Annotated in this window: 22 protein-coding genes and 1 riboswitch; of the genes, 4 read left to right on the top strand and 18 right to left on the bottom strand. The window is 69.0% G+C overall.

From position 1 onward, the window contains the following. Window positions 1–5 precede the first annotated feature (5 nt). Complete coding sequence (locus tag HNR09_RS07590) at window positions 6–992, bottom strand: carbohydrate kinase family protein (RefSeq protein ID WP_179541483.1); 987 nt, start codon at window positions 990–992, stop codon at window positions 6–8. Between the two features lie 10 nt (window positions 993–1,002). Next, window positions 1,003–2,307, bottom strand: coding sequence for a carboxylate--amine ligase (locus HNR09_RS07585; RefSeq protein WP_179541482.1), 1,305 nt, complete (start codon window positions 2,305–2,307; stop codon window positions 1,003–1,005). Between the two features lie 62 nt (window positions 2,308–2,369). Here HNR09_RS07585 and HNR09_RS07580 point away from each other — a divergent pair, with 62 nt between their 5' ends. Together HNR09_RS07580 and HNR09_RS07575 are read left to right on the top strand one after the other, a co-directional pair. Beyond that, window positions 2,370–2,969: a hypothetical protein gene (locus HNR09_RS07580; RefSeq protein ID WP_179541481.1), complete on the top strand. Its 600-nt coding sequence runs from the start codon at window positions 2,370–2,372 to the stop codon at window positions 2,967–2,969. A 33-nt stretch (window positions 2,970–3,002) separates the two neighbouring features. Continuing rightward, window positions 3,003–3,404: a hypothetical protein gene (locus tag HNR09_RS07575; protein WP_179541480.1), complete on the top strand. Its 402-nt coding sequence runs from the start codon at window positions 3,003–3,005 to the stop codon at window positions 3,402–3,404. Window positions 3,405–3,410: 6 nt separating this feature from the next. Here HNR09_RS07575 and HNR09_RS07570 read toward each other — a convergent pair whose 3' ends face one another. From HNR09_RS07570 to eat, 6 genes are read right to left on the bottom strand one after another with little or no spacing between them, the layout of a single operon-like run. After that, window positions 3,411–3,764 (bottom strand): hypothetical protein, encoded by a 354-nt coding sequence (locus tag HNR09_RS07570; RefSeq protein ID WP_179541479.1) that lies wholly within the window; start codon window positions 3,762–3,764, stop codon window positions 3,411–3,413. A 30-nt stretch (window positions 3,765–3,794) separates the two neighbouring features. Then, complete coding sequence (locus tag HNR09_RS07565; protein WP_179541478.1) at window positions 3,795–4,604, bottom strand: 3-oxoacyl-ACP reductase; 810 nt, start codon at window positions 4,602–4,604, stop codon at window positions 3,795–3,797. Between the two features lie 29 nt (window positions 4,605–4,633). Then, complete coding sequence (locus tag HNR09_RS07560) at window positions 4,634–6,010, bottom strand: aldehyde dehydrogenase family protein (protein ID WP_179541477.1); 1,377 nt, start codon at window positions 6,008–6,010, stop codon at window positions 4,634–4,636. Then, window positions 6,007–6,753 (bottom strand): gamma-glutamyl-gamma-aminobutyrate hydrolase family protein, encoded by a 747-nt coding sequence (locus tag HNR09_RS07555; protein ID WP_179541476.1) that lies wholly within the window; start codon window positions 6,751–6,753, stop codon window positions 6,007–6,009. Before HNR09_RS07555 ends, HNR09_RS07560 begins: the two co-directional genes overlap by 4 nt. Beyond that, window positions 6,734–8,128, bottom strand: a complete 1,395-nt coding sequence (locus HNR09_RS07550; protein ID WP_179541475.1) for a glutamine synthetase family protein — start codon at window positions 8,126–8,128, stop codon at window positions 6,734–6,736. Before HNR09_RS07550 ends, HNR09_RS07555 begins: the two co-directional genes overlap by 20 nt. Window positions 8,129–8,188: 60 nt before the next feature. Beyond that, window positions 8,189–9,637: an ethanolamine permease gene (gene eat / locus HNR09_RS07545; RefSeq protein ID WP_179541474.1), complete on the bottom strand. Its 1,449-nt coding sequence runs from the start codon at window positions 9,635–9,637 to the stop codon at window positions 8,189–8,191. A gap of 149 nt (window positions 9,638–9,786) precedes the next feature. Between eat and HNR09_RS07540 the strand changes: the two genes are divergently transcribed. Further along, window positions 9,787–10,548 (top strand): FadR/GntR family transcriptional regulator, encoded by a 762-nt coding sequence (locus HNR09_RS07540; protein WP_179541473.1) that lies wholly within the window; start codon window positions 9,787–9,789, stop codon window positions 10,546–10,548. Here HNR09_RS07540 and moeB read toward each other — a convergent pair. The 10 genes from moeB to HNR09_RS07490 form a co-directional block, all read right to left on the bottom strand. Beyond that, window positions 10,529–11,749 carry a molybdopterin-synthase adenylyltransferase MoeB gene (gene moeB / locus HNR09_RS07535; RefSeq protein WP_246348759.1) on the bottom strand — a complete coding sequence of 407 codons (1,221 nt, stop codon included), beginning with the start codon at window positions 11,747–11,749 and terminating at the stop codon, window positions 10,529–10,531. The two genes, HNR09_RS07540 and moeB, sit on opposite strands and share 20 nt — an antisense overlap. Next, window positions 11,742–12,533 carry a thiazole synthase gene (locus HNR09_RS07530; RefSeq protein WP_179541471.1) on the bottom strand — a complete coding sequence of 264 codons (792 nt, stop codon included), beginning with the start codon at window positions 12,531–12,533 and terminating at the stop codon, window positions 11,742–11,744. The genes moeB and HNR09_RS07530 overlap by 8 nt, the downstream gene beginning before the upstream one ends. Before the next feature lie 27 nt (window positions 12,534–12,560). Continuing rightward, entirely contained in the window at window positions 12,561–12,800 is a 240-nt protein-coding gene (gene thiS / locus HNR09_RS07525; RefSeq protein ID WP_179541470.1) for a sulfur carrier protein ThiS, read from the bottom strand. Window positions 12,801–12,805: 5 nt separating this feature from the next. Continuing rightward, on the bottom strand, window positions 12,806–14,029 hold the full coding sequence (gene thiO / locus HNR09_RS07520) for a glycine oxidase ThiO (protein WP_179541469.1): 1,224 nt from the start codon (window positions 14,027–14,029) through the stop codon (window positions 12,806–12,808). Further along, window positions 14,019–14,125, bottom strand: a riboswitch (TPP riboswitch). (Overlaps the previous gene by 11 nt.) Window positions 14,126–14,140: 15 nt before the next feature. Then, entirely contained in the window at window positions 14,141–15,013 is an 873-nt protein-coding gene (locus HNR09_RS07515) for a carbohydrate ABC transporter permease (RefSeq protein ID WP_179541468.1), read from the bottom strand. Next, entirely contained in the window at window positions 15,010–15,969 is a 960-nt protein-coding gene (locus HNR09_RS07510; protein WP_179541467.1) for a carbohydrate ABC transporter permease, read from the bottom strand. The genes HNR09_RS07515 and HNR09_RS07510 overlap by 4 nt, the downstream gene beginning before the upstream one ends. Next, window positions 15,966–17,378, bottom strand: coding sequence for a substrate-binding domain-containing protein (locus HNR09_RS07505; RefSeq protein WP_343047483.1), 1,413 nt, complete (start codon window positions 17,376–17,378; stop codon window positions 15,966–15,968). Before HNR09_RS07505 ends, HNR09_RS07510 begins: the two co-directional genes overlap by 4 nt. Beyond that, window positions 17,375–18,595, bottom strand: a complete 1,221-nt coding sequence (locus HNR09_RS07500; protein WP_343047482.1) for an ABC transporter substrate-binding protein — start codon at window positions 18,593–18,595, stop codon at window positions 17,375–17,377. The genes HNR09_RS07505 and HNR09_RS07500 overlap by 4 nt, the downstream gene beginning before the upstream one ends. Before the next feature lie 62 nt (window positions 18,596–18,657). Beyond that, complete coding sequence (locus tag HNR09_RS07495; RefSeq protein WP_218881900.1) at window positions 18,658–19,926, bottom strand: ABC transporter substrate-binding protein; 1,269 nt, start codon at window positions 19,924–19,926, stop codon at window positions 18,658–18,660. Between the two features lie 101 nt (window positions 19,927–20,027). After that, window positions 20,028–21,014: a LacI family DNA-binding transcriptional regulator gene (locus HNR09_RS07490; protein ID WP_343047583.1), complete on the bottom strand. Its 987-nt coding sequence runs from the start codon at window positions 21,012–21,014 to the stop codon at window positions 20,028–20,030. 114 nt (window positions 21,015–21,128) lie between these two features. Here HNR09_RS07490 and HNR09_RS07485 point away from each other — a divergent pair, with 114 nt between their 5' ends. Then, complete coding sequence (locus HNR09_RS07485) at window positions 21,129–24,134, top strand: alpha-mannosidase (RefSeq protein WP_179541464.1); 3,006 nt, start codon at window positions 21,129–21,131, stop codon at window positions 24,132–24,134. Window positions 24,135–24,136 lie beyond the last annotated feature (2 nt).

Raw genomic sequence — 24,136 nt, 5'->3', positions numbered from 1 at the left:
GTGCGCTACGCAGGCTCTGCACCCTCTTCGAGCGCGGCCCCGAGCTCCGCGGCGGTGGGCGGCTGGGCGCCGAAGCGTGAGGAGGTGATGGCGGCCGCGCGGGCGGCGGTGCTGAGCACATCGGTGAGCTGGGAGGCGGTGATGTCCTGCAGGGCCTCGCGACGGGCCGCCCCGAGGAGCCCCAGGCCGCGCAGCGTGGACAGGGTGGCCGCCATGAACGAGTCTCCGGCGCCGACGGTGTCGGCCACCTCGATGGAGAACGCCGGCTGGTCCACGAAGCCGGAACGGGCCAGGCCCATGGCTCCGGAGGAGCCACGGGTGATGATGACGACGCCGGGGCCCAGCTCCAGCCAGGCCCGCATGGTGTCCTCGTGGGTGCGCTCCGGGTAGAGCAGGTCGATGTCGTCGGTGGAGGCCTGCACGACGTCGGCCAGGGAGATGAACTCCTCGGCCTGGTCCCGGGCCTCCTCCCGGTTGGGGATGATGGAGGGCCGGTAGTTGGGGTCATAGCTGATGGTCGCGACGTCGCGCGCACGGTGCAGCAGACCCTTCACGGTCTCCGCCCCGGGCTGCATCATGGCCCCGATGGAGCCGGTGTGCAGCAGGTCAAGTGCGGGAGACTCCTCAGCCCGGGTCTCCTGCACCAGGGCGCAGAAAGACTTCTCCAGGGCGGCGGCCGGGGGCAGCGTCCAGTCCAGGGTGAACTCGTAGCTGGCCTGACCCGCCGGATCGAGCACGGCTTTGGCCACAGAGGTGGGGCTCGCGTCGGCGTCGAGCAGAGCAGTGATGCCCTGGGCGCGCAGACTGCGGGCGATCATCCGCCCATACTCGTCCTCACCGTGCCGACCGGCGAACACGACGTCATGCTCGAGCCTGGCCAGCCCGACGGCCACATTGAAAGGGCTGCCTCCGACGTGGGCTTTCGGGGCGGAGGTCTCCGAATGGACGACATCCACCAGGCACTCGCCGATGACCGCCAGGTATGCACTCATGCCCCCTAAACTACCGCAGTTGTGCGGACTTGCGGAGGTCGCCGACGGGCGGCGGGTGCTGACGGTAGGTGCGGAACGCCTTGCCCTGCATGGCACGGTGGTAGAGGGTCCGCCGCAGGTCACCGTCGGCGTCGTAGAAGAAGGGATTGACGATGCGACCCTGCTCGGCGAGCGCGGTGATGCGTCGGAGCTGATCCGCGCTGGCATGCTTCTTCACCAGCGGCAGCGGCAGCGTGGTGTGCAGGGCGGGCTGCTTGGCCACCTGGTGGTCCGGTCCGCCGAGACCGCCGCGCAGGTGCTCCTCCACGTAGAGCCGAGCCGGGTTCACTCCGGAAGCGGTGAGGTAGTGGTGGTTGCGCCCCAGCCGCGGGTTGAGCTCGAAGAACTTCGCAACGCCGTCGCGCGGGTCCACCTTGATGTCGAACATCGCGAAGCCCCGCCAGCCGATGGCGCGCAGCAGCGCCGCGCCCTGCTTCTCCACGGCCTCGTCCCGGGAGGTGAGCACCGCCGGGGAGTTGCCCTCCAGTCCGGGGGCGTGGTCCTCGACGATGACTTCCCCGAAGGCGGTGAGCCGCACCCGTCCGGTCTGGTCGGAGAAATAGGTGGCCAGGCGCAGCTGCGAGTCCGGGCCGGGGATGTGCTCCTGGGCGATGAGCACGCCGGTGTAGCCGGCGCCTGCAGCCTTGCCCAGCAGCCCGGTGAGCTCCTCGGCGTCGTCGACGTAGTGGACCTTGCGCCGTCCCTCGAAGCTGATGTCCGCCCAGGCTCCGCCGTCGCCGGCCTTGAGCACCAGGGGGAAGGAGACCCCCGCCTCGGCGAGCTCTTCGGCGGCAAAGGACTGTGCGCGCTGCTCGGTGTGCGCGGCGCAGTCGTAGGCGGCGGTCTTCGGGTAGGGGACCCCGAGCTCTTCGCAGAGCACGTAGAAGTTCTCCTTCAGCGCGACCCTGTCGAGCAGCTGGGCCGAGGGGTAGGGGATCGTGTAGCCGACCGCCTCCAGCTCGGCACGGTGGTCCACGGCGAAGCGGACGAGGTGGTCGTAGTTGGCCAGCAGGAGCAGCGGGCGCGGCCGAGCGCCGTCGTCGGTGAGGAGGGCGGCGACCTCCTTGAGCTTGGCGATGACCGGTTCGGCGGTGGTCATCGACCCGGCCGGGAAGGCCTCCAGGATGCGGGAGTGCTTCAGGTTGCGGTTGACCGTGGTCGGGATGATCGCCGAGATCGCCCCGAAGGCCTCATGGAACTCGCGCGCCAGGGAGTAGGTGCCCACGTCTCCACCGGTGATGACCGGGACGAAGGCCTGCTCCTGAGGTATCCGCATGCCCACGACGCTAGCAAAGAACGGTGGACGATTCCTGGATACGTCGCTGTTAGGGTCGGCCCATGGAGGACACCCCGCGAGAGACCCTTCCCGAGGATGCCCGAGACGCCCTGGTGCGGGCCCACCGGTCCTATGCGGAGGCGCCGATCCGATCGGCCGCACAGAAGGAGCGCGGGGCGGTGCTGGCCGAGCTGGCGGTGGCCGGGCGCGCCGCCGGATGGCCGATGCGCCTGCTGGCCGAGCCCTGCGGGGTCAGCGCGGAGCGGCTGCGTCAGCTGGCCTCCCGGCACAGCGGGGAGGTCGCCGACGCCGCCGCGGCCCTCTTCCCGCCCTATGAGCGCCCCGCGCCGGCCCGCCGCCGACCGGCACAGCACCCGCATCTGAGCCCGGCCGAGGCCGAGGAGCTGCGGGATCTGGCCGCACTGGCCACCCGGCGCACCGGCTCGCACGCCGCTGACGCGCCGGAGGCCCTCGCCAGTGAGCGGTTCACCGCCATAGTCCGTGAGCACCACGCACGCGGAGTGATCTGGGCGGAGCTCTCGGATGCGACGAAGCCGTGGTCGAGCTGGCCGCTGAGCGAGACGGAGCGGCAGCTGGAACCGGTGGTGCGCGTCAGCGGGCTGCGCCAGCGGGTCAGCCGCGCAGCAGCCGCGAGACCATGACATGCAGAGTGTCGAAGAAGGGAGCCCTCTTCTGTGAAGACATCGCTGACCTGTCTCCTGGTCGTCCTCGCCGGGTTCACTGTCGGCATGGCGCGCGAGGCCGCCGTCGCCTTCCTCCAGGCGGAGCCGCTCACCGGGATCGTCTCCGTGCTCGCCCTCGCAGCCGCAGGGTCGGCCGCACTGTACGGCGCGCTTCGACGTGGCAGGCCGGACGCGGGCCTGGAACGCATCCTGGCACGCCCTCTCGTCACGGCTGTGACGGCAACGACGGCGGTGCTGGCCTTCTACCTGCCGAGGATGGTCTTCCGCGGTGAGGCGATCCTGGACCTGCTGGTGGCTGTCGCGGTGGCCACGACGATCGTCGTCCTGGCCGGCGTCACCATGAGCGCCTTCTACCGACGGATCGTCCCGGAGGACCCGGAGGGTCTCGACTGATCGTCGTCAGGCCCCGCGGACCGAGACGATCTCCCCGGTCTCCACGTCCATGGTCACGATGGTGGGGGCACCGGAGTTGAGCAGCTCTCGCTCGGAGGCGCTGAGCAGTCCTGGAGCGCCGGGGACCTCCGGCACGGCCACGTCGGTGATCTGGCTGGAGGCCACGTCCACGGTGACCAGCAGGTCCTCGTCAGTGTCCAGCAGCGACTGCTTCTCCGGGCTCAGCGAGGCCGTCACGGCCTCGGGGCCCTCCTGCGGGGAGACGACGGCGGCCGACCCGCCGAACACGGCGGTCAGGCCCAGGGCGGCGGCGATCGCGGCGAAGCGGCGCGGCATCACGTGTTCAGCGTCAGTGCTCATCAGTTCCCCCTTCGAACTGACTGTACCCGATCACATCGGGGTCACATAGGCTCCCGCGATGCCGCCGTCCACCAGGAATTCGCTGGCGGTGATGAAGGAGGCGTCGTCGGAGGCCAGGAAGGCCACCGCGGCAGCGATTTCCTCCGGCTCGGCGAAGCGGCCCATGGGGGCGTGCACCAGGCGGCGGGCCGCCCGCTCCGGATCCTTCGCGAAGAGCTCCTGCAGCAGGGGCGTGTTCACCGGGCCGGGGCACAGGGCGTTGACCCGAATCCCCTGCCGGGCGAACTCCACGCCCAGCTCCCGGCTCATCGAGAGCACCCCGCCCTTGGAGGCGGAGTAGCTGATCTGGCTGGTCGCCGCGCCCATCACCGCCACGAAGGAGGCGGTGTTGATGATCGAGCCCCGTCCCTGGGCCTGCATGTACGGGATCACCTGCTTGCAGCAGTGGAAGACGCTGGTGAGGTTCACCTCCTGGACACGCCGCCAGGCGTCGAGCCCGGTCTCCAGGATGGATGCGTCGTCGGGCGGGGAGATCCCGACGTTGTTGAAGGCCACGTCCACAGCGCCGAGGCGCTCCTGTGTGGTCGCGAACAGCTCGATGACCTGGGACTCGTCGGTGACGTCGGTGCGCAGGAACAGCCCGCCCACCTCCTCCGCGAGACGGTCTCCCTGGTCCTCGTCACAGACGTCGGCGATCACCACGGTCGCTCCCTCGTGCGCGAGGCGACGGACCGTGGCCAGGCCGATGCCGGAGGCCCCGCCGGTCACGGTGGCGACCCGGCCGGCGAGGCGGTTGGTGACCAGCCCACCGAAGGGGGACTGGGATGCGGTGTCAGTCATGGGTGCTCCTCACAGTGAAGCGGACAGGGTCAGCTGGTGGAGATGAAGACGTTCTTCACCTCGGTGAAGGCCTCCAGGGCGTCGGGGCCGAGCTCACGGCCGATCCCGGACATCTTGAAGCCGCCGAAGGGTGTGGAATGGCGCACTGAGGCATGGGAGTTCACCGAGAGGTTCCCGGCCTCCACGGCCCGGGAGACCCGCAGCGCCCGGCCGACGTCGCGCGTCCAGATCGAGCCGGAGAGGCCGTAGTCGGAGTCGTTGGCGATCCGCACGGCGTCGGCCTCGTCCTCGAAGGGCACGACGGCGACCACCGGCCCGAAGACCTCCTCGGTGAGGAGCCGATCCTCCGGGCCCTGCGGCATGACCACCGTGGGAGGGAACCAGAAGCCCTCGCCGGAGGGAGCCTCCCCCTGGAAGGCGATGTCGGCCCGCGGGGTGCCGTCGGGAGCCTGGACATAACCGGCCACCCGGTCCCGGTGCCGCGCGGAGATCAGCGGGCCCATCACGGTGTCCTCACGGCGGGGGTCCCCCACCCGGACATCCCGGACGGCGGGCTCCAGCAGCTCCATGAACCGGTCGAAGACGCTGCGCTGCACCAGGATCCGGGAGCGTGCGCAGCAGTCCTGGCCCGCGTTGTCGAAGACCCCGCCGGGCGCCTGGGCGGCGGCCTCCTCCAGGTCGGAGTCGGCGAAGACGATGTTCGCGCTCTTGCCGCCGAGCTCCAGAGTGACCCGGGTCAGCTGCTCGGCGCAGCCGGCCATGATCCGCTTGCCCACGGCGGTGGAGCCGGTGAACACGACCTTCCTCACCTGCGGGTGGGTGACGAAGCGTTCCCCGACGACGGCGCCCCGGCCCGGCAGCACAGTCAGCACTCCCTCCGGGATCCCCGCCTGCAGCGCCAGCTCTCCGAGCCGGATCGCCGTCAGCGGGGTCAGCTCCGCCGGCTTGATCACCACGGTGTTGCCGGCGGCCAGGGCGGGGGCGAACCCCCAGCCGGCGATGGGCATAGGGAAGTTCCAGGGGACGATGATCCCCACCACGCCCAGCGGCTCGTGGAAGGTCACGTCCACTCCGCCCGAGACGGGGATCTGGTGTCCGAGGTTCCGCTCCGGGGCGGCGGCGTAGTACTCGAGCACGTCCCGGACGTTGCCGGCCTCCCAGCGGGCGTTGGTGATGGTGTGCCCGCTCCCTGCGACCTCCAGCTGAGCGAGGTGCTCGATGTCCTCGTCCACCAGGCGCGCGAACCGGCGCAGCAGCCGGGCACGGTCCTGCGGGGCCACGTCGCGCCAGGCGGGGAAGGCGGCCGCCGCACGGGCGATGGCCGCGTCGGCCTGCTCCAGGTCCGCCAGCGGGATCTCACGGACGGCTTCTCCCGTGGCGGGGTTGATGACAGTGTGCGTGCTCATGCTGCGACCTCCTGACGTGCGGCCTCGATGAATCCCTCGAAGAGGCGGATGTCGTGTGGGTTCTCCTCCGGGTGGAACTGGACTCCGAGGACCCAGCCGGGCGCCTCAGGCATCTCCACGATCTCCACGGTGCCGTCGGCCGCCCGTCCGGTGACCTGCAGGCCCGGGGCGAGCCGGTCGAGGCTCTGATGGTGGTAGCAGGGGGAGCTCGCCGCCTCACCGAGCAGTCCGGCGGCCAGAGAGCCGGGCTGCACCGTGAACTGGACGGCTCCGTACTGCCCGGGCGCGGGCTGGTACTGCGGCCCGGCTTCGGGGACCAGGTCCGGCAGGTGCTGATGCAGGGTCCCGCCGCAGGCGACGTTGAGGACCTGCAGGCCGCGGCAGATTGCGAAAAGCGGCAGGCCTCGCTCCAGGGCGGCGAGGGTCAGCCGCGCGTCGTGCTCATCCCGGTCGTGCTGGGCCACCGTGGTGGGATGGGGCGGGTGACCATACCGGGCAGGATCGACGTCGGTGCCGCCGATGACGACCAGCCCGTCCAGGACGTCCAGGACAGCGGGATCGGTGCCCACCGGAGGAAGCAGCATCGGCACTCCGCCGGCCTCCACCACCCGGCGGACGTAGTTTCCGGGCACGATGGCGGCGGTGTCCTCCCACACGCCCCAGCGTCCCTGCTGCCAATACGTGGTGAGCCCGATGCGCGGGCGCGGGGTCGGTGTCCTCTCCTCAGTGTCGCTCGAACCCACGCGTCACCTCCCAGTCGGTGACGGCCGCGTGGAACTGCTCCAGCTCGACGTCGGCATAGTGCGTGTAGTGGGCGACGACCTCTTCGCCGAAGAGCTCCCGGACCGTCTCCGAGCCGGCGAACAGGTCGCGAGCCTCGGCCATGGTGGAGGGGACCTGGTCGGCGTCGACGTCGTAGGCGTTGCCCTCGATGGCCTCCGGCAGCTCGAGCTCCTGCTCCACACCGTGGAGACCACCGGCGAGCATGGCCGCCATGGCCAGGTACGGGTTGGCGTCCGCCCCGGGCACCCGGTTCTCCATCCGCGCGGAGGGGCCCTCCCCGACCAGCCGCACCGCACAGGTGCGGTTGTCGAGTCCCCAGCCGATCGTCGTCGGGGCGAAGGAGCCCTTGGCGAAGCGCTTGTAGGAGTTGATGTTGGGGGCGTAGAAGAGCGTCATCTCCCGCATCGTGGCCAGCACCCCGGCGATGAAGTGGTCGTAGAGCCTGGTCCGGCGGCCGTGCTCCGCGTCCCAGAAGGCCAGCGCGCCGTCGAGCCCGCGCAGGGACATGTGGATGTGGCAGCTGGATCCCTCTCTGGCATTCGGCTTGGCCATGAAGGTGATGGACTGCCCACGCTGGGAGGCCATGTGCTTGGCGGAGAGCTTGTAGAAGGTGTGGTTGTCGGCGGTGGTGATGACGTCGTCGTACTTGAAGGCGATCTCATGCTGGCCGAGGTTGCACTCCCCCTTCGCCGACTCCACCGTCATTCCGGCCTGGTACATGGCGTTGCGGATGTCCCGCAGCAGCGGCTCCACGCGCAGGGACCCCAGGATCGAATAGTCCACGTTGTAGCGGTTCGCCGGAGTGAGGTCGAGGTAGTGCCGCTGCGAGGCCTCCTCATAGGAGTCCTCGTACATGACGAACTCCAGCTCGGTGCCGGCGAGCGCGGTCAGTCCCCGCGCGGCCGCCTTGTCCTGCTGGACCTTGAGCAGCGAGCGCGGAGAGACCGGCACCGGGCGGCCATCGGTGGCGGCGAGATCCACCTGCATGATCGCCGTGCGGTCCATGTAGGGGACTCGGCGGATGGTGCTGTGGTCGAGGATGAACTCCATGTCCCCGTAGCCGGTCTCCCAGCTGGTCAGCGAGTAGCCGTCCACGGTGTTCATGTCCGTGTCGACGGCGAGCAGGTAGTTGCAGGCTTCGGTGCCGTGCGCGAGCACGGAGTCCAGGAAGAACCTGCCGTGGATGACCTTGCCCTGGAGGCGGCCCTGCATGTCGGTGAAGGCGAGGATCACCGAGTCGATCTCTCCGGAGGTGATGTCGGCGGCGAGCTGGGCGGCGCTGAGCATGCGGCCGTTGCGGGGTGCGGGCAGCTGGTCGAGGTCGAGGGGGTTCATGGTGCTCCTTGGGCCGTCTGTCGGCGGATGAGGGAGGGCAGGTCTGGGCTCGCTGGCCGGTCAGTGCAGCTGACTCTCCTCCTTCTCCAGCAGCGCGAACTCCTCCTCCGGGGCGTCGGCCACGAGCCGGTGCCGGCTGTAGAACCAGAAGTAGGCCAGCGCCAGGCAGAAGACCCCGGCGGTGATGCCCGCGGCGCGCACGTCGACCACGAAGGTCGCCACGAGCGCGACGAGGGCCAGCACCAGGGCGATGGAGGTGGTGACCACTCCGCCGGGGGTCCGGTATCCGCGCTCCAGATGCGGCTCCCGGATGCGCAGCACGATGTGGCTCAGGTTGAGCAGCACATAGGACACGGCGGCGCCGAAGACCGCGATGTTGATCAGCAGCCCGCCGTCCCCGATCACGGCGGCCAGGATGAAACCGACGGTGCCCGGCACGATGAGCGCCACCCACGGGGTGCGGCGGGAGGAGGTCAGCGAGAGGAAGCGCGGCAGGTACCCGGCCCGGGAGAGCGCGAAGAGCTGCCGGGAGTAGGCGTAGACGATGGAGAAGAAGCTGGCCACCAGCCCTGCCAGACCGGCATAGTTCACGAAGGCCGCTAGCCAGGACCCTTCGCCGTACACGGCGCGGAGCGCCTCGGGCAGCGGGGACTCCGAGGAGCTCATGGCCTCGGCGCCGGCGGCACCGGGGACGAGGACCAGCATCAGGGCGCCGAAGACCAGCAGCACCATCATGGCGACGATGATGCCGCGCGGCAGGTCCCGCTTGGGGTCGGCGGTCTCTTCGGCGGCCAGCGGCACGCCCTCGATGGCCAGGAAGAACCAGATGCCGAAGACCAGGGCCCCCAGCACACCGGTGATGCCGAAGGGCAGGAAGACGCTGGAACCTGCTGAGCCGTCGGCGGCGATGTCGAAGAGGTTGCTGACCTCCACGTGGGGCAGCAGTCCGAAGACGGTGGCCGCGAGCGCGACGACGGCGATCAGCGTGATCCCGAGCATCACCTTCAGCGCCTCCCCCACGCCCCAGAGGTGGATGCCGATGAACAGCAGATACGCGGCCAGGTAGATGGGCCAGGAGTTGGTCAGTCCGAACAGCCCCAGGGCCTCCACGTAGCCGCCGATGAAGGTGGCGATGGCCGCGGGGGCGACGGCGTACTCGATGAGCACCGCCATGCCGGTGGCGAACCCGCCCAGTGGGCCGAAGGCTCGGCGGGCGAATCCGTAGCCGGCACCGGCGGTGGGTATGGCGGAGGACATCTCTGCCAGCCCGAAGACCATGCAGGTGTACATCAGGCCCATGAGGACGAAGGCGATGAGCAGCCCGCCCCAGCCGCCGACGGAGAGTCCGATGTTCCAGCCGGAGAAGTCTCCGGAGATCACGTAGGCCACGCCGAGGCCGGCGAGCAGGATCCATCCGGCCGCCCCTCGTCGCAGCTGACGGTGCTTCATGTAGCTCTCGCCGACTCGCGTGTACTCCACATGTGCTGTGGAACCTGGTGTTCGTGACATGACACCCTCCCCAATGGACTGTTTTCAGTCCTTTGAACAGCACTACTGTGAGAGATGTCTCCCAGAGATGTCAAGAGTTCCGCCCGAAAATCGGTGAGGAGATCCTTCTGAAATACCATTGCGAGGAGCCTCTATGGCATGCTGATTCCATGTCTGAGTCGCCGTCGCTCCCCGCGCCTGCCGCGTCGCTGAGCCATGTGCTGGGCCAGACCCGGCGGGGGAACGTGCTGGAGGAGACCATCGCCCGGCTGCTGCGCGGCATCCGGCTGGGCAGCTTTCCCCCGGGGGACAAGCTGCCTCCGGAACGTGAGCTGGCCGAGTCCCTCGGGGTCTCCCGGAGTACTCTGCGCGACGCCCTGGCCGCACTGCAGCACACGGGCCATCTCTCGGTGCGCCGCGGGCGGTACGGAGGAACCTTCGTGACGGAGGAGCCGCCGGGGCCTGCCACGACGCTGCACGCCGGCGACGCCGCCGACGTCGAGGACGTGCTGACCTTCCGCGGTGTGGTCGAACCGGCGGCGGCCTCGCTGGCGGCCGCGGCGACGCTGAGCACAGAGCAGCGCTCAGCGCTGGTGCAGGCGCTGCAGGCCGTGGATAACGCGGAGCCGGCGCAGTACCGGCCCTTGGACGCCCGGCTGCACTGTCTGATCGCGGAGCTCTCCGGCTCGGCGATGCTCACGGCGTCGGTGGTGGAGGCCCGGGCGGCGGCCAGCGCCCTGCTGGACCGCATCCCGTTCCTGGACACGAACATCGCCCACTCCCAGGAGCAGCATCAGGCGATCGTCTCAGCTATCCTGCAGGGCGAGCCGACGCGGGCGGGCGAGCTGATGCAGGAGCACCTGGAGGGCACCGCCTCGCTGCTGCGCGGATTCCTCGCGGATGAGGGACCGGCTAGCGGCCCGCAGCCTTGACCTGCTCGTATCCGCCCACCAGGTTCCGCAGTCCGGCCTCGGGATTCCGGTGGCGCAGCACCGCGAGCGCCTGCCGCGAGCGGACCCCGATCTTGCAGTAGAGCACCACGGGCCGCTGTTCGCTGGCCTCGTCGATCCCCGGCACCGGGGAGCCGTGCCAGAGTTCGCCCAGCGGCACGTTGACCGCACCCTCGACGTGCCCGGCCGCGTACTCCCAGGGCTCACGGACGTCCACGACGCCGGCGATCCGCCCGGACTCGACGGCGGCCTGCAGCTCGCGGATGCCGATGTCCTCCGGGCCATACGGATGCCCGGTGTAGGGGTCAGTCTCCCCCATCACCGGGTGCAGGGCCGGGTCCTCCTCCACCGCACAGGCATCCCCGCCGGCGGACGGTCCGCCGCCCAGCCCGGCGACGTCAGCCCCGATGCTGGTGACCGGCTCCCGGTCCGGGTCCGGCAGCAGCCGCACCTCCCGGAAGGAGGCGGTGAGCGCGTCATAGGTCATCACCCGGCCGAGCAGGGTGTCACCCACTCCGGCCAGGAACTTGATGGTCTCAGTGGCCATCAGCGTGCCGATCACACCGGGCAGCACACCGAGCACCCCGGCCTCAGCGCAGGTGGGCACCTCCCCGGCGTCGGGGGCCTCGGGGTAGAGGTCCCGATAGGTGGGGCCGCGCTCCCCCGAGGGAAGCCGCGACCAGAACAGGCTCACCTGCCCGGCGAAGCGCAGGATGGAGCCGTAGACCAGCGGCTTGCCGGCGATCTCGCAGGCGTCGGAGACCACGTAGCGGGTCGCGAAGTTGTCCGAGCCGTCCACCACGATGTCCACCGGCTCCACCAGCGCCAGCGCGTTCTCGCCGGTGATCGGCTCCCGGTGCTCGTGCACGGTGATCTCCGGGTGCAGCCCGCGCATCACCGCTGCGGCGGACTCCGTCTTCGGCCGGCCGATGCCGGCCTCCGAGTGCAGGACCTGCCGGTGCAGGTTGGAGCGGTCCACGACGTCATGGTCGACGACGTCGATGGTCCCCACCCCGGCGGCGGCCAGGTAGGTGAGGATCGGGGCGCCGAGACCGCCGGCGCCGATGACCAGCACTCGGGCGTCGAGCAGCCGCAGCTGCGCATCGGGTCCGAAGCCGGTCAGCGAGAAGTGCCGCTGGAACCGTTCCAGCTGGGTCTGCGAGAGATCTTTCAGCTCAGTCAACGGGGTCGATCCTTCCTTCCATCGCGGAGGAGGCCAGGGCATGACGGCGGCGGGGGATCCGCCCCGCCCCGGCACAGAGCCAGCCGGAGGAGACGGCCAGGCGCATGGCGTGGGCCATGTCGGAGGGCCGCTGGGCGCGGGTGACTGCGGAGGCGACCAGCACGGCGTCGCAGCCGAGCTCCATGGCCAGCGCGGCCTCGGAGGCGGCGCCGATGCCGGCGTCGAGCACCACCGGCACGTTCGCCCGGGAGGCGATGAGCTCGATGTTGTGCGGGTTCAGGATGCCCAGACCGGTACCGATGGGCGCCCCCAGGGGCATGACGGCGGCGGCTCCGGCCTGCTCGAGGCGCACGGCCGCGGCCGGATCATCGGTGGTGTAGACCATGGGGATGAAGCCCCGGTCGGCGAGCTGCTCGGTGGCCTCGAGAGTTTCGATGACGTCCGGGAGCAGAGTGTGCTCATCGGCGATGACCTCGATCTTGATGAGGTTCGTCTCGAGCGCCTCGCGGGCGAGCTCGGCGGTGAGCACCGTGTCCTTGACGGTGTAGCAGCCGGCGGTGTTGGGCAGCACGTCGATGCCGAGCCGCTCGAGCATGGCGAACACGCTGGTCTTGGTCTCCGGGCTGTAGCGGCGCATGGCCACAGTGGTCAGCGTGGTGCCGGAGGCGAGCAGCGCCTGCTCCAGGGCGTCCAGGTCGGTGATCCCGCCGGTGCCCATGATGAGGCGGTTCTGCAAGGTGTAGTCGCCCACCTGCAGGGAGGGAGGAGTGGTGGCTGTGGTCATGGTGCTCTCTTCGGGTCAGGGGGCGGCTCAGCCGCCCTGCACGGCGGTGACGATCTCAATCTCCTCGCCGTGGCTCAGCACGGTGGCGGCCCAGGCGCTGCGCGGGACGACGGCGGCGTTGATCGCCACCGCCACACCCAGGCGGCCGCCGTCGGCGGGGGTGCCGTCGGGGCTCAGCTCGCGCCCGGTGGTCTGCGCGACGGCGTCGACGACTGTCGCCCCCTCGGGCAGCTTCACGTCTTCTTCGTTGATGGTCACGGTGAGCATGGGTCTCACAATCCTGTGGGGGTCATCTCTGGTGCGGTCAGCGACCGTGTCGGGCTCATATAGGCGAGCATCTGCCGGTCCGCCGCGCTCAGTGCGGCCTCGCCGTCGTCGCTGAGCAACGCGGCGGCCAACCGTGCGGCCAGCGGTGCCAGCAGGATCCCGTGTCGAGAGTATCCGGTGGAGATGACGACGTCGGGCGCCCCTTCCAGCCGGCCCAGGTAGGGGATGTCGTCAGGGGTGCCGGGGCGGGCCCGGGTGGTGATCTCCTCCAGCTCCATCTCCTTGACGGCGGGCAGCACGGCGACGGCGTCGTCGAGCAGCTCCTGCACGGAGCCCGCGTGGGTGCCGGGCATGCCATCCTCTCGCGAGGAGGCGCCGATGACCAGCCCGCCGTCGGCCCGTGGCACCAGGTAGACGTTGCGGCCGGCGACCTTGGCCCGGACGGTGGCGCCGAGGACGTGGTCCTCCCCGGGGAGCAGCTGGCCGGGACGCACCCGCAGGCGCAGCACGTCTCCGTGGACGGGCCGCAGATCCAGCGGGGCGCGGGCGGGCAGGCCGGCGATGTCGGCGCAGCCGAGCCCGGGCACCAGGAGGACCTTCTGCGCGGTGCGCTGCGTGCCGTCGTCGAGGGTGAGCGTGTGGGAGCCCTCCGCGTCGGGGCCGCCGATTGAGGTGACCCGCGCCTCCACGCGTCGGGCGGGCGGGCCGGCGTCGGGGAATCGAGCAGGATCCAGCGGACCCTCGAGGGCGGCGAGCGCACAGCTGGCCAGCATCCGGGGGTCCACCTGGTGGTCGCTGGGCACGTCCCAGCCCTTGGAGATGCCGGGGGCGAGTGCCGGCTCGCGGCGGCGCAGCTGGCCGGAGGTCAGCGGTTCCACGGCCATGCCGTGGGCCTGCTGGACGGCGACGAGGTCGGCGACGGCGTCGCGGTCGGAGCGGTCCGCGGCCAGCAGGATGGTGCCGTTCTCCCGCCACCCCGTGGGGGCGTCGACGGCGGCGTCCAGCGTGGCCAGGAAGGCCGGGTACTCGGCCCGGGCGGCGGTCATCAGCGGGTAGAGCCTGTCCTGCCCATACTGGACTTCGCTGATCGGGGCCAGCATCCCGGCGGCGGCGTAGCTGGCGTCCCGGGCGATCTCGGGGGCGATCATCGTGACCGCGTGCCCTTCGCGCCTCAGCTGCCAGGCTGACAGCAGCCCGACGACGCCCGCTCCCACGACAGTGACGCCCACAGCTCCTCCTCACGGCGGCATGATCCGCATCGAGTCCGAGTGGTCGGCGGGTTCGCCCTCTCAGCCCGGCCGGCCCGGGCTCCCACGGAATGCAGGTTCCATTCTAGTGGGTCAGCCCTTCACTCCGCCCGCTGCGATGAAGCCGGTCCCCAGGCTGCGGCCCACGAAGAGGTAGAGCACGATCACCGGCAGGGAGTAGAAGAGCGAGAACGCCGCCAACTGGCCGTAGGCGACTTGGCCATACTGTGAGGAGAACGTATAGAGGGTGACGGCCGCCGGCAAGTTGTCCGGACTGAGCAGCAGCATGAAGGGGACGAAGAAGTTCCCCCACATCATGACGAAGGTGAACATCGTGGCCACTCCGAGCCCTGACCGCATCAGCGGCATCACCACGGCCCACAGCGTCCGATAGACTCCGGCACCCTCGGTCCAGGCGCTCTCCTCGATCTCCATGGGCACGGCATCCATGAACCCCTTGGTGAGGAATATGGCGTACGGCAGCGAGGAGGCGCCGAGGAAAAGGATCGCGCCGAACATGGAGTCGATGAGGTTGACCTGCACGAAGAGCGAGTACACGGGGATCATGATCGCCGTGATGGGCAGGCCGGTGGAGAAGATGATGGTCAGCAGCAGGGACCGCTTGCCACGGAACCGATACCGCGAGATCGGGTACGCACACAGCACCGCCGCGGTCATGGTCACCAGAGTGGCGCCGCCGCACAGGATCAGCGAGTTGGCGATCGGCCGGAAGGTCGTCTCGGCGTTCCAGATGGCGCTGAAGTTGCCGAGGCTCCATCGCTCCGGCCATGAGACGGCGAGGGACGCGTCCGTATCGAAGGCGGCGAGCCCCACCCAGAGCAGAGGAATCAGGAACATGGCCCCGATGAACGCCATGACGAGTGTCGAGGCCGTCTCCGTAGTCCGTGCCCTGCGGCCCTTGCCGCCCCTGGCCGGCGCGGTCCGACGTGCTGAGGTGGTGGTCATCGTTTGTCCTCCTCGGGAAGCAGCCGCAGATAGGCGATCGAGGCGACCGCGCCGATCAGCAGGAGCAGCAGGGCCACGGCGGTTCCGTAGCCGAGCTGCCCGTAGGAGAAGGCCTGCTCATACATATAGAGCGGCAGGGTCTGGCTCTGCTGCGCGGGCCCTCCCCCGGTCATGATGAAGATGAGCCCGAAGACGGACAGTGTCTGCAGGGTGATGAGCATCAGGTTGGTGGCGACGGCGGGGCGCAGCAGCGGCAGGGTCACAGACCAGAACCTGCGCAGAGGGCCGGCCCCGTCCACTGACGCCGATTCCTGGATCTCCGCGGAGATGCTGCCCAGCGCCGCCGAGTAGACCAGCATGGAGAACGCCGTGCCCCGCCAGATGTTCGCGAAGGCGACTGCGAGGATCGGAAGGCTGAAGAGCAGGTCCTGCTGCGGAAGCCCGATGGACTCCAGGATCACATTGAGGCTGCCCTCGTCGGCGAAGAAGGTGTAGAGCAGGTATCCGGCCACGACTTCGGGCAGGATCCACGCCGCGATGACGATGGCGGTGATGACGAACGTCACGGCCCGGTGGGCCTTCTCCATCAGCAGTGCGAGGAACAGCCCGAGAAGGTTCTGGCCGATCACCGCAGACACCACGGTGAAGACGAGCGTCAGCCCGACCGAGTTCCAGAACTGAGAGTCGGTGAAGGCGTCGGTGAAGTTCTCGAACCCGACGAAGGAGGTCTCCGCCGCCCCCTCGCCGCGGATCGCGGAGTCGGTGAAGGCCAGCCAGAGCGAGTACAGGATGGGGCCTGCCATGAACAGCACGAGCAGCGACAGCGCGGGAACCATGGGGACGGCCCGGCCGAACGTGAGGCGGTCCCCGATGGTGCGATTCTGCCGTGGAGGCCCTCCTTCGCCGCTGGCGTCGGGCCGATGGATCTGGGACTGCGTGGCGGTCGGCGCGCTCATGACGACTCGTCCTGCACGTTCTCAGGGCCGACGATGTCGGTGACGGCGGCGTCGTAGGCGGCAGCCGCCTGTTCAGGGGTCTGGGATCGGGTCATCACGGCCTCCATAGCCTCCTGGATGGCGTTGGACACCTCGGGATAGGCCGGCAGCGCAGGCCGGTAATGGGCGCCCTCGAGCAGCGAGGTGAAGAACTCTGCGGTGGGCGAGTAGCTCTGGTATCGCTCGTCGGCGGCGACGTCCTCTCGGACGGTGATGTAGTTGTTGGCGATGGTGAAGTCGACCATCACGTCCTTCTCGCAGAGCGCTTCGATGAAGGAGAAGGCGATCTCCGGGTCCGAGGAGTACTCCGGCAGGGTCAGGCACCACCCGCCGCTGAGGGTGACGAAGCCGGGGTCCTGGCCGTGCTGGGTGGGCATCCGGGCCAGACCCATGGTCTCGGTCCATTCCGGCCAGGGGCTGGTGCCTCCTTCCACCCAGTTCTGGGAGACCCAGGAGCCGTCGATGACCATTCCCAGCTGAGCCTCCGGCAGCAGCCGGGAATAGATGGTCTCGCTGATGTTGGGGTCGAGGTTCTGAGCGAGGCTGAGGGTCAGCTCCTCCTCGAAGACGGTCTCCAGCAGCTGGAGCGACTCCAGGAACCCGGCGGAACCGATCACCCACCGGCTGGTGTCCTCGTCATAGAGGGTGGAGGCGGTGCCGTAGAGCAGCATCTCGAATCCCTGCATGGAGGCCTTCTCCCCCTGGGGCTTTCCGGAGTAGATGACCATCGGCGCGACGTCGGGCAGCTCGGCCTTGATGGTCCGGGCCGCCTCGAGGATCTCCGCCCAGTCCTGCGGCGCCCACTCCTCGGGGAGGCCGGCCTGGGCGAAGACCTCCTTGTTGAACCAGATGGCTCGCGTGTCGGTATGGGTGGGGACGGCGTAGGTGAGGCCGTCCTCCGCCTTGACCGCATCGCGTGAGGCCTGGGCGATCTCCTGCCAGTCGCCCCACTGTTCGACGAACTCGTCGACGGGCTGCAGATAGCCCGCCCCGACGTCGGAGAGCAGGATGAAGGTGTCCGCGTAGGCGACGTCCGGCGAGGTCCGCGGCGAGGACATCAGCAGCTCGTTCTTCGTGTAGTAGTCGTTCTCGGCCGCGACGATCGGCACCAGTTCGACGATCCGATCAGGATGCTGGCTCGTGTAGCGCTCTGCCGCGGCGTTGATCCAGTCCTCCCACAGCGTGCCGGAGCCGAACTGCTGGTAGGCGATGCGTATGACGTGACCCTCTGCGGTCGCGGAACCGCCGCAGCCGGTCAGCGCCGCCAGCGGGAGGACCGCCCCGACTCCGCCGGCGAACCGCAGGAACGTGCGGCGATCGACCCCGGAACTCGGATCTCTGCTCACCTGACTCGTGCCGTACCCGCTCACACGCTCATCTCCTCCACCATCGATTCCGCCGCCTGACGAGGGGACAGCCGCTCGAAGAAGACCTCCAGCTCATAACGCTGCACGATCTGACCGAAGTCGGCTCCCCCAGAGGGCGGCAGGGGCGGCGGATCCCCCACCTCCCCTTCCATGCCCCGCAGGAACTCCGCGATGTCGGCGTCGAGACCAGTGAGGCCCGGGAGCACCGCGTCCAAGACGTCGGCGTTCGGCGGCACGCCCCGCTCTGTCCGCAGGATCTCTCCCGCCGCAGTCGAGTTCGCGAAGAAGTCGATGAAGTGCTGGACCTCCTCCGGATGCTCCGTCCCGGCGGAACCGGAGAGATACATGCTGGACTTGTAGTACGTGTCAGGACGGCTCGGACTCTCGCTCTGCCTGGGCAGTCGAAGAGGGGTGAACTCATCTCCTGTGGCGGTCGCGATCGCCAGCAGCTCATTGGAGGACCAGGTGCTCAGGGCCGCGCGCCCCTGCCCGGCCAGGGACTGCTCATGACCGGCCGACTGGTTCTCGGAGATCACGTCAGCGCCGGGATAGGCCCCCTGCTGCATCAGCTCGAGCTGAAGCTCGAAGTAGCGTGCGGCATCCTCCACGGTGAAGCCGACATCGTCACCGTCAGGACTGCGGATCTCCTTGCCCTGCTGGCGCAGCCACATCTCCAGGGTCGCGATGCCGAAGGGTCCTTCGGCTCCGTGCGAGTCAGGCAGCGCATCGTCCAGCTCGCTGCTGACCTCGGCATAGTCCTCCCATGTCCACGTCGTGTCATCGGGAAGGTCCACGTCGGCCTCGTCGAACAGGGTGACGTTGGCCGCCATCACCGTGGCGTTGATGCCGATGGTCACCGCGAACAGCTCGTCGTCGATCATCCCGTTCCTGACGACGCTCTCGTCATGGCGCGAGGTGTCGACCGTCTCCAGCTCCAGAAGACTGCCCTGATCTGCGTATGTCCTCAGATAGCCGCTGTCCATCTGGACGATGTCCGGGAGGTCCCCGCCGGCGGCCTGAGTGGCCAGTGCGTCCCAGTACCCGCCCCACTCCCGAAAACTCGGCTCGATGCTGACGTGGGGGTTCTCCTCCTCGTAGAGGTCGATGACCTCCTGGGTGAGCTCGTGCCGTGCGTCAGGCCCCCACCAGGTGAAGCTCAGGCTGACGTCACCGTCGTCGGCCCCACCTTCTCCGCAGCTGACGAGAGCCAGCGACAGCACCGTCCCCACCCCGAGGCTCCGAACAACCCGGCTGCGGCACTGACGCTCCTCCGCCCTGACGTTCATCCGAGCTGGCCCTCCAGCTCCGCCACGAGATCCTCCGCCGCCTGCTCCGGGCTCAGCCGGTCGAAGAAGACCTCCATCAGGTACCGGTCCACCGTCGGCTGGAAGTCGGAGCTGCCGACTGGGGCGAGGGGCTCAGGCTCCGCCTCCTCCGCCTCCAGCTGCTCGATGAAGTCGACCGTCTCGGCGTCCAGGTCATCGAGGTCGTCCACCACCAGCTCGCGGACTGCCATATTGGGAGGCACTCCCCGTTCGACCTGGGCGATCCGCGCCGCGTCCTCGGAGTTCACGAAGAAATCGATGAACTGCTGCGCCTCCTGGGGGTGGTCCGTGGTCGCAGGCACGGAGAGATACATCGACGACTTCAGCCACAGGGGGTCGTCGTCCGAGTCACTCCTCCCGGGATACCGGAGCAGCTCCAGTGACGCCCCGCTCGCCTGTGCCGAGCCGACAGCCTGGTTCGTCCATCGTGTCGCCAGCGCTTCTCGTCCCGTGCCGCTCAGCGTCTGCTCCTCGGGAGCGGCGCGGTCCTCCTGGATCACGGCCGCCGGCGGAAGCACCTCGGCGTCGAGGAGGTCCTTGAAGTACTCGAAGTACGCCTGCGCCTCGGCAACGGCGAACCCGAGCTCACCCTCATCGGTCGCCAGATGAGCTCCAGACTGGCGGAGCCAGACCTGGAACGGCGCGATCCCCAGCGGCCCGGCGCTGCCCCAGACGTCGTCCGAGCCCTCGCTGATCTCTGCCGCGACGTCGGCGAAGTCCTCCCAGGTCCACGTGTCGTCGTCGGGAACGTCGACGCCAGCAGACTGGAAGACATCCACGTTGGCCAGCACTGTGGGCGCATTCAGCCCGAGGGTGACGGCCAGGAGCTCATCCTCCACACGGCCGTTCGCCACCGCCGTCTCGGAGAACTCTGAGACGTCGACCTCGTCCAGACTGTGGAGGGCTCCCCGGTCGGCGTACTCCCGCAGGTACTGCTCGTCCATCTGGATCACATCCGGGGCATCCCCACCGGCGACCTGCGTGGCCAGCCGATCCCAGTGATCCTCGAAGGACCCGCCGTACTCGGTCTCGATCGAGACGTGCGGGTTCTCCTGCTCGTAGATGTCGATGATCTCTTGGGTGATCTCGTGGCGATGCTCGTTTCCCCACCAGGCGAACCGCAGGGTCACCCCCTCATCGTCTGCCGCGTCTCCACAGCCGACCACAAGCAGACATACCGCAGCCCCACCGGCGACCACCTTGTTCAGCGCTCGTGCCTCACCCATGACTCTCACTCCCCCAACCTCTCGAACTGTGTCGAGGATCACAGGACAGCGCTGTCATGTCAAGAGGTGCTCCCACGGTGATGCCACCGGCGGCTACGGTCTCAACGGCCGGTGAAGCGGCGTGCGGTCACCGGCATCGTGACATGACGTGGGGCGGGATCCTCGGCCGCAGCCCGCTCCAGCAGCAGCTGAGCGGCAGTGCGGCCGACCCCGGACTTGTCATAGGCCAGCACCTTCACCGGCACGTCGAAGTAGCGCGCCTCGGGCAGGTCGTCGAAGCCGACGACGGCGACCTCCCTCCCGCGCTCATGGAGCTCCTCCAGTACCCCGAGGGTCAGCAGATTGTTGGAGCCGAAGATCGCGGTGGGCGGGTTCGGAGAGTCGAGCATCCCGGAGACGACGGAGCGGGACTCCTCCGTGGTGCGGACCCCGAAGCGCAGCAGGTCCTCCTGCGTGGCCGCACCGAACTCCCGGTGCGCCTGACGGAAGCCAGCGATGCGCTGACGGATGTTGTAGATGTAATCGAGGTCGCCGATGAAGGCGATCCGCTCGTGCCCCTCACGCAGCAGCCCCTTGACCGCGGCACGGGTCGCACCCCAGTCATCAGGGGCCACGGAGTCCGCGTCCAGCCCTGCGATGATGCGGTGGGCCAGGACCATGGACATGCTTCCCGCGGCTGCGAAGAGGTGGCGGTGATCCTCCCCGGAGGGGACGATCACCAGACTGTCCACCCCTCTGTCCTGAAAGTCCTCGAGGAGCTGCCTCTCCTGCTGAGCATCCTCATCAGTAGAGGCGATGATCAGCGAATGTCCCGCGGCGCGCAGCACACGCTCCACCCCATGGGCGAGCGCGACCACATGGGGATTCTCCAGGGTGGTGACCAGCAGACCCGCCATCGGCAGCCTGCGCCCGCGAGCCAGGCTGCGGGCCGCCTGGTGGGGCCGGAAACCCAGCTGCCTGACCGCGGCCCTGACGCGCTCCGCCGTCGTCTCGGCGACATAGCGCTCTCCGTTGACCACGCGCGAGGCTGTCTTGAGGCTGACTCCCGCGGTCGACGCGACATCCTGAAGGGTGACCCTGCGCCCCACCACACACCCCCTCCGTCACGCGAATGTGACGTTGACAACACTGAACTCCTTTGATTGTATCGACCGGACAGCGCTGTCATAAATCTGTCTTCCACCCCATCAGGATGGTGCCCCATGCACGATGACGCCACACTCACCGTCGGACGGGCCTCCCGGGCACTGAAGGAGCGCATCCTGCCCGCGGTCCACGCCGCCTCGATCCCCTTCGACGTGGCCGCGCACGAGCTCCCCGGCGAGCCGATCCCGCCGACGAACGGCCTCCAACTGGAGTTCGAGGCCTACGAGGTGGGCACCCCGTGGGGCCCGCCCTGGGGCACGACCTGGTTCCGGCTGCGTGGCACAGTGCCGCAGCACTGGGCCGGGCGGCAGATCGAACTCGTCGTGGACCTGGGCTTCGACGTCTCACGGACGGGCTTCCAGTGTGAGGCGCTGATCTATCGACCGGACGGCACGCCGCTGAAGGCGGTGAACCCGCAGAACCAGCACGCCGTGCTGCTGGAGGAGGCGGCCGGGGGCGAGGAGATCGAGCTGTTCCTCGAAGCGGCGGCCAATCCTGAGATCCATGGGAGCCGGGGCTTCATCCCCACCTATGAGGGCGACGTCCTCACCGCTCACCGTGAACCCCTCTACGTGACCCGCAGGATGGACCTCGCGCTCTTCGAGGAGGACACCCACGAACTCGCCCTGGACATCGAGGTGCTGCTGGACCTGGCCCAGCAGCTGCCGGACGGGCGACGTCGTCACCGGATCCTGCAGGCTCTCGATGATGCGCTGGACGTGCTCGATCTGCAGGACATCCCCGGCACGGCAGCCGCCGCCCGGGCCGAGCTGACCGAGGTCCTGGCCTCACCCTCGGAGGCCAGCGCGCACACGATCTCCGCCGTGGGCCACGCCCACATCGACTCCGCATGGCTGTGGCCCGTCCGCGAGACCATCCGCAAAGTGGCCCGGACGACGACGTCGATGGCCGAGCTGATCGACCGCACCGAGGACTTCGTCTACGGAATGTCCTCGGCCCAGCAGTACGCCTGGATCAAGGAGCACCGCCCCGAGGTGTGGGAGCGCATCCGTGAGGCGGTCGCCGCTGGGCGCTTCCTGCCGCTGGGCGGCATGTGGGTGGAGTCCGACGTCGTCATGCCCACCGGGGAGGCGATCGTGCGGCAGTTCTCCCAAGGGCAGCGCTTCTTCGAACGCGAGTTCGGGGTGCGGTGTCGAGGAGTATGGCTGCCGGACTCCTTCGGCTACTCCCCCGCCCTCCCGCAACTGATGGTCCGCGCCGGATTCGACTGGTTCTTCACGCAGAAGATCTCCTGGAACCAGGTCAACGTGTTCCCGCATCACACCTTCGAATGGGAGGGGATCGACGGCTCCCGCATCCTCAGCCACTTCCCGCCCATGGACACGTACAACTCTGAGCTCTCCGGCGAGGAGCTGGCCAAGGCCACCGCGAAGTTCCGGGAGTCCCGACGTGCCAGCGGTTCCATCGCCCCGGTGGGATACGGCGACGGCGGCGGCGGCACCACCCGGGAGATGGTGGGCCGCGCTCAGCGCCTCGCCGACCTGGAGGGCAGCCCCACCGTCCGCTGGGAGCACCCGGACGAGTTCTACGATCGGGCGCGCGAGGAGGTCCCGGAGCCGCCCGTATGGGTCGGTGAGCTGTACCTGGAGATCCACCGAGCGACTTTGACCTCCCAGCACAAGACGAAGCAGGGCAACCGACGCAGCGAGCATCTGCTGATGGAGGCCGAGCTCTGGGCTTCCACTGCTGCGGTGGGCGCTGGAGCCGAGTACCCCTATGACGAACTCGATGAGCTGTGGCAGATGACCCTGCTGCATCAGTTCCACGACATCCTGCCCGGCACCTCGATCGCCTGGGTGCATCGCGAGGCCCAGGAGACCTACGAGCACATCCGGGCGCGCACCGAGCGGATCATCCATGACGCGCTCACCGCCTTGGTGGGCACAGGGGACGTCCCGGTGGAGGCGAACCCGACACCGTTCAGCGCTGACGGCCTCCCCGCGCACGGGGCCTCCCCGGTGCCGGAGGCCGGCTCCGATGCCGTGCTGCTGACCGAGACGAAGGACGGCGGGTTCGAGCTCCGCAACGCCCTGGTCTCCGTGACGATCACTCCAGAGGGTCACGTGTCCTCGGCCGTGGACCTCGCCTCCGGTCGGGAGTGCGTGGCCCCGGGCCAGGAGGCAGGGGTGCTGCAGCTGCACCAGGACTTCCCGAACAAATGGGACGCCTGGGACGTGGATCGCTTCTACCGCAACCGGGTGACGGAGCTTCGCGAGGCGTCGTCGTTGTCCGCCGAGGTCACCGACACCGGCGGCGCCGTCGTCACGGTGGACCGAAGCTTCTCCGCCTCGACCCTGCAGCAGCGTCTCATCCTGGAACCGGACAGCCGGGTGCTGCGGTTCGAGCAGAGCACAGACTGGCAGGAGACAGAGAAGTTCCTCAAGGCCTCGTTCCCGCTGGATGTGCGGGCCGAACACACCGCCGCCGAGACTCAGTTCGGATTCCACCGTCGGGTCACCCATTCCAACACCAGCTGGGAGGCGGCGAAGTTCGAGACGTCCATGCATCGGTTCGTCCTGGCGGAGGAGCCCGGCTTCGGCGTCGCGCTGGTGAACGATTCGATCTACGGCTATGACGTCACCCGGGACGTCGTGGACGCCGACGTGACGACCACCGTGCGCCTCTCGCTTCTGCGGGCGCCACGATTTCCGGACCCGGAGACGGACCAGGGTGTCCAGACCCATGTCTACGGGATGGTCATCGGCGCCGGGGTGGCTGAGGCCACCCGCGCGGGCATCGAGATGAACATGCCACGGCGTCGGCTGAACGGTTCACAGGGCTTCGCCCCGCTTGTCCGATGCGAGGGCGAGGGGCTCGTGATCTCCGCGGTGAAGCTCGCTGACGACCGCTCAGGAGACCTGGTGGTCCGTGTCTACGAATCGCTGGGCCGCCGTGCGGAGGGCACCATCACGGTCAACGCCCCGGTGGCCGGAGTCCGTGAGGTCAGCCTGATCGAGGACAACCTCACCGACGTCGGGACCTCGGCACCTGTGCGCCTGCGGCCCTTCGAGGTGCGCACCCTGCGCTTCTCGCTCGGCTGAGG

It is taken from the genome of Nesterenkonia xinjiangensis, assembly GCF_013410745.1.
In the GTDB taxonomy this organism is placed as follows: Bacteria; Actinomycetota; Actinomycetes; order Actinomycetales; family Micrococcaceae; genus Nesterenkonia; species Nesterenkonia xinjiangensis.
This window is presented reverse-complemented; position numbering and strand designations above follow the sequence as displayed.

Bases quoted from the DNA above. Each gene is read 5' to 3' on its own strand.
- HNR09_RS07540 (WP_179541473.1), top strand. From the start codon at position 9,787: ATGTCTGAGTCGCCGTCGCTCCCCGCGCCTGCCGCGTCGCTGAGCCAT.
- HNR09_RS07485 (WP_179541464.1), top strand. From the start codon at position 21,129: ATGCACGATGACGCCACACTCACCGTCGGACGGGCCTCCCGGGCACTG.
- eat (WP_179541474.1), bottom strand. From the start codon at position 9,637: ATGTCACGAACACCAGGTTCCACAGCACATGTGGAGTACACGCGAGTC.
- HNR09_RS07570 (WP_179541479.1), bottom strand. From the start codon at position 3,764: ATGAGCACTGACGCTGAACACGTGATGCCGCGCCGCTTCGCCGCGATC.
- HNR09_RS07550 (WP_179541475.1), bottom strand. From the start codon at position 8,128: ATGAACCCCCTCGACCTCGACCAGCTGCCCGCACCCCGCAACGGCCGC.
- HNR09_RS07590 (WP_179541483.1), bottom strand. From the start codon at position 992: ATGAGTGCATACCTGGCGGTCATCGGCGAGTGCCTGGTGGATGTCGTC.
- HNR09_RS07580 (WP_179541481.1), top strand. From the start codon at position 2,370: ATGGAGGACACCCCGCGAGAGACCCTTCCCGAGGATGCCCGAGACGCC.
- HNR09_RS07585 (WP_179541482.1), bottom strand. From the start codon at position 2,307: ATGCGGATACCTCAGGAGCAGGCCTTCGTCCCGGTCATCACCGGTGGA.
- HNR09_RS07565 (WP_179541478.1), bottom strand. From the start codon at position 4,604: ATGACTGACACCGCATCCCAGTCCCCCTTCGGTGGGCTGGTCACCAAC.
- thiS (WP_179541470.1), bottom strand. From the start codon at position 12,800: ATGCTCACCGTGACCATCAACGAAGAAGACGTGAAGCTGCCCGAGGGG.
- HNR09_RS07510 (WP_179541467.1), bottom strand. From the start codon at position 15,969: ATGAGCGCGCCGACCGCCACGCAGTCCCAGATCCATCGGCCCGACGCC.
- HNR09_RS07515 (WP_179541468.1), bottom strand. From the start codon at position 15,013: ATGACCACCACCTCAGCACGTCGGACCGCGCCGGCCAGGGGCGGCAAG.
- HNR09_RS07560 (WP_179541477.1), bottom strand. From the start codon at position 6,010: ATGAGCACGCACACTGTCATCAACCCCGCCACGGGAGAAGCCGTCCGT.
- HNR09_RS07530 (WP_179541471.1), bottom strand. From the start codon at position 12,533: ATGACCACAGCCACCACTCCTCCCTCCCTGCAGGTGGGCGACTACACC.
- HNR09_RS07495 (WP_218881900.1), bottom strand. From the start codon at position 19,926: ATGGGTGAGGCACGAGCGCTGAACAAGGTGGTCGCCGGTGGGGCTGCG.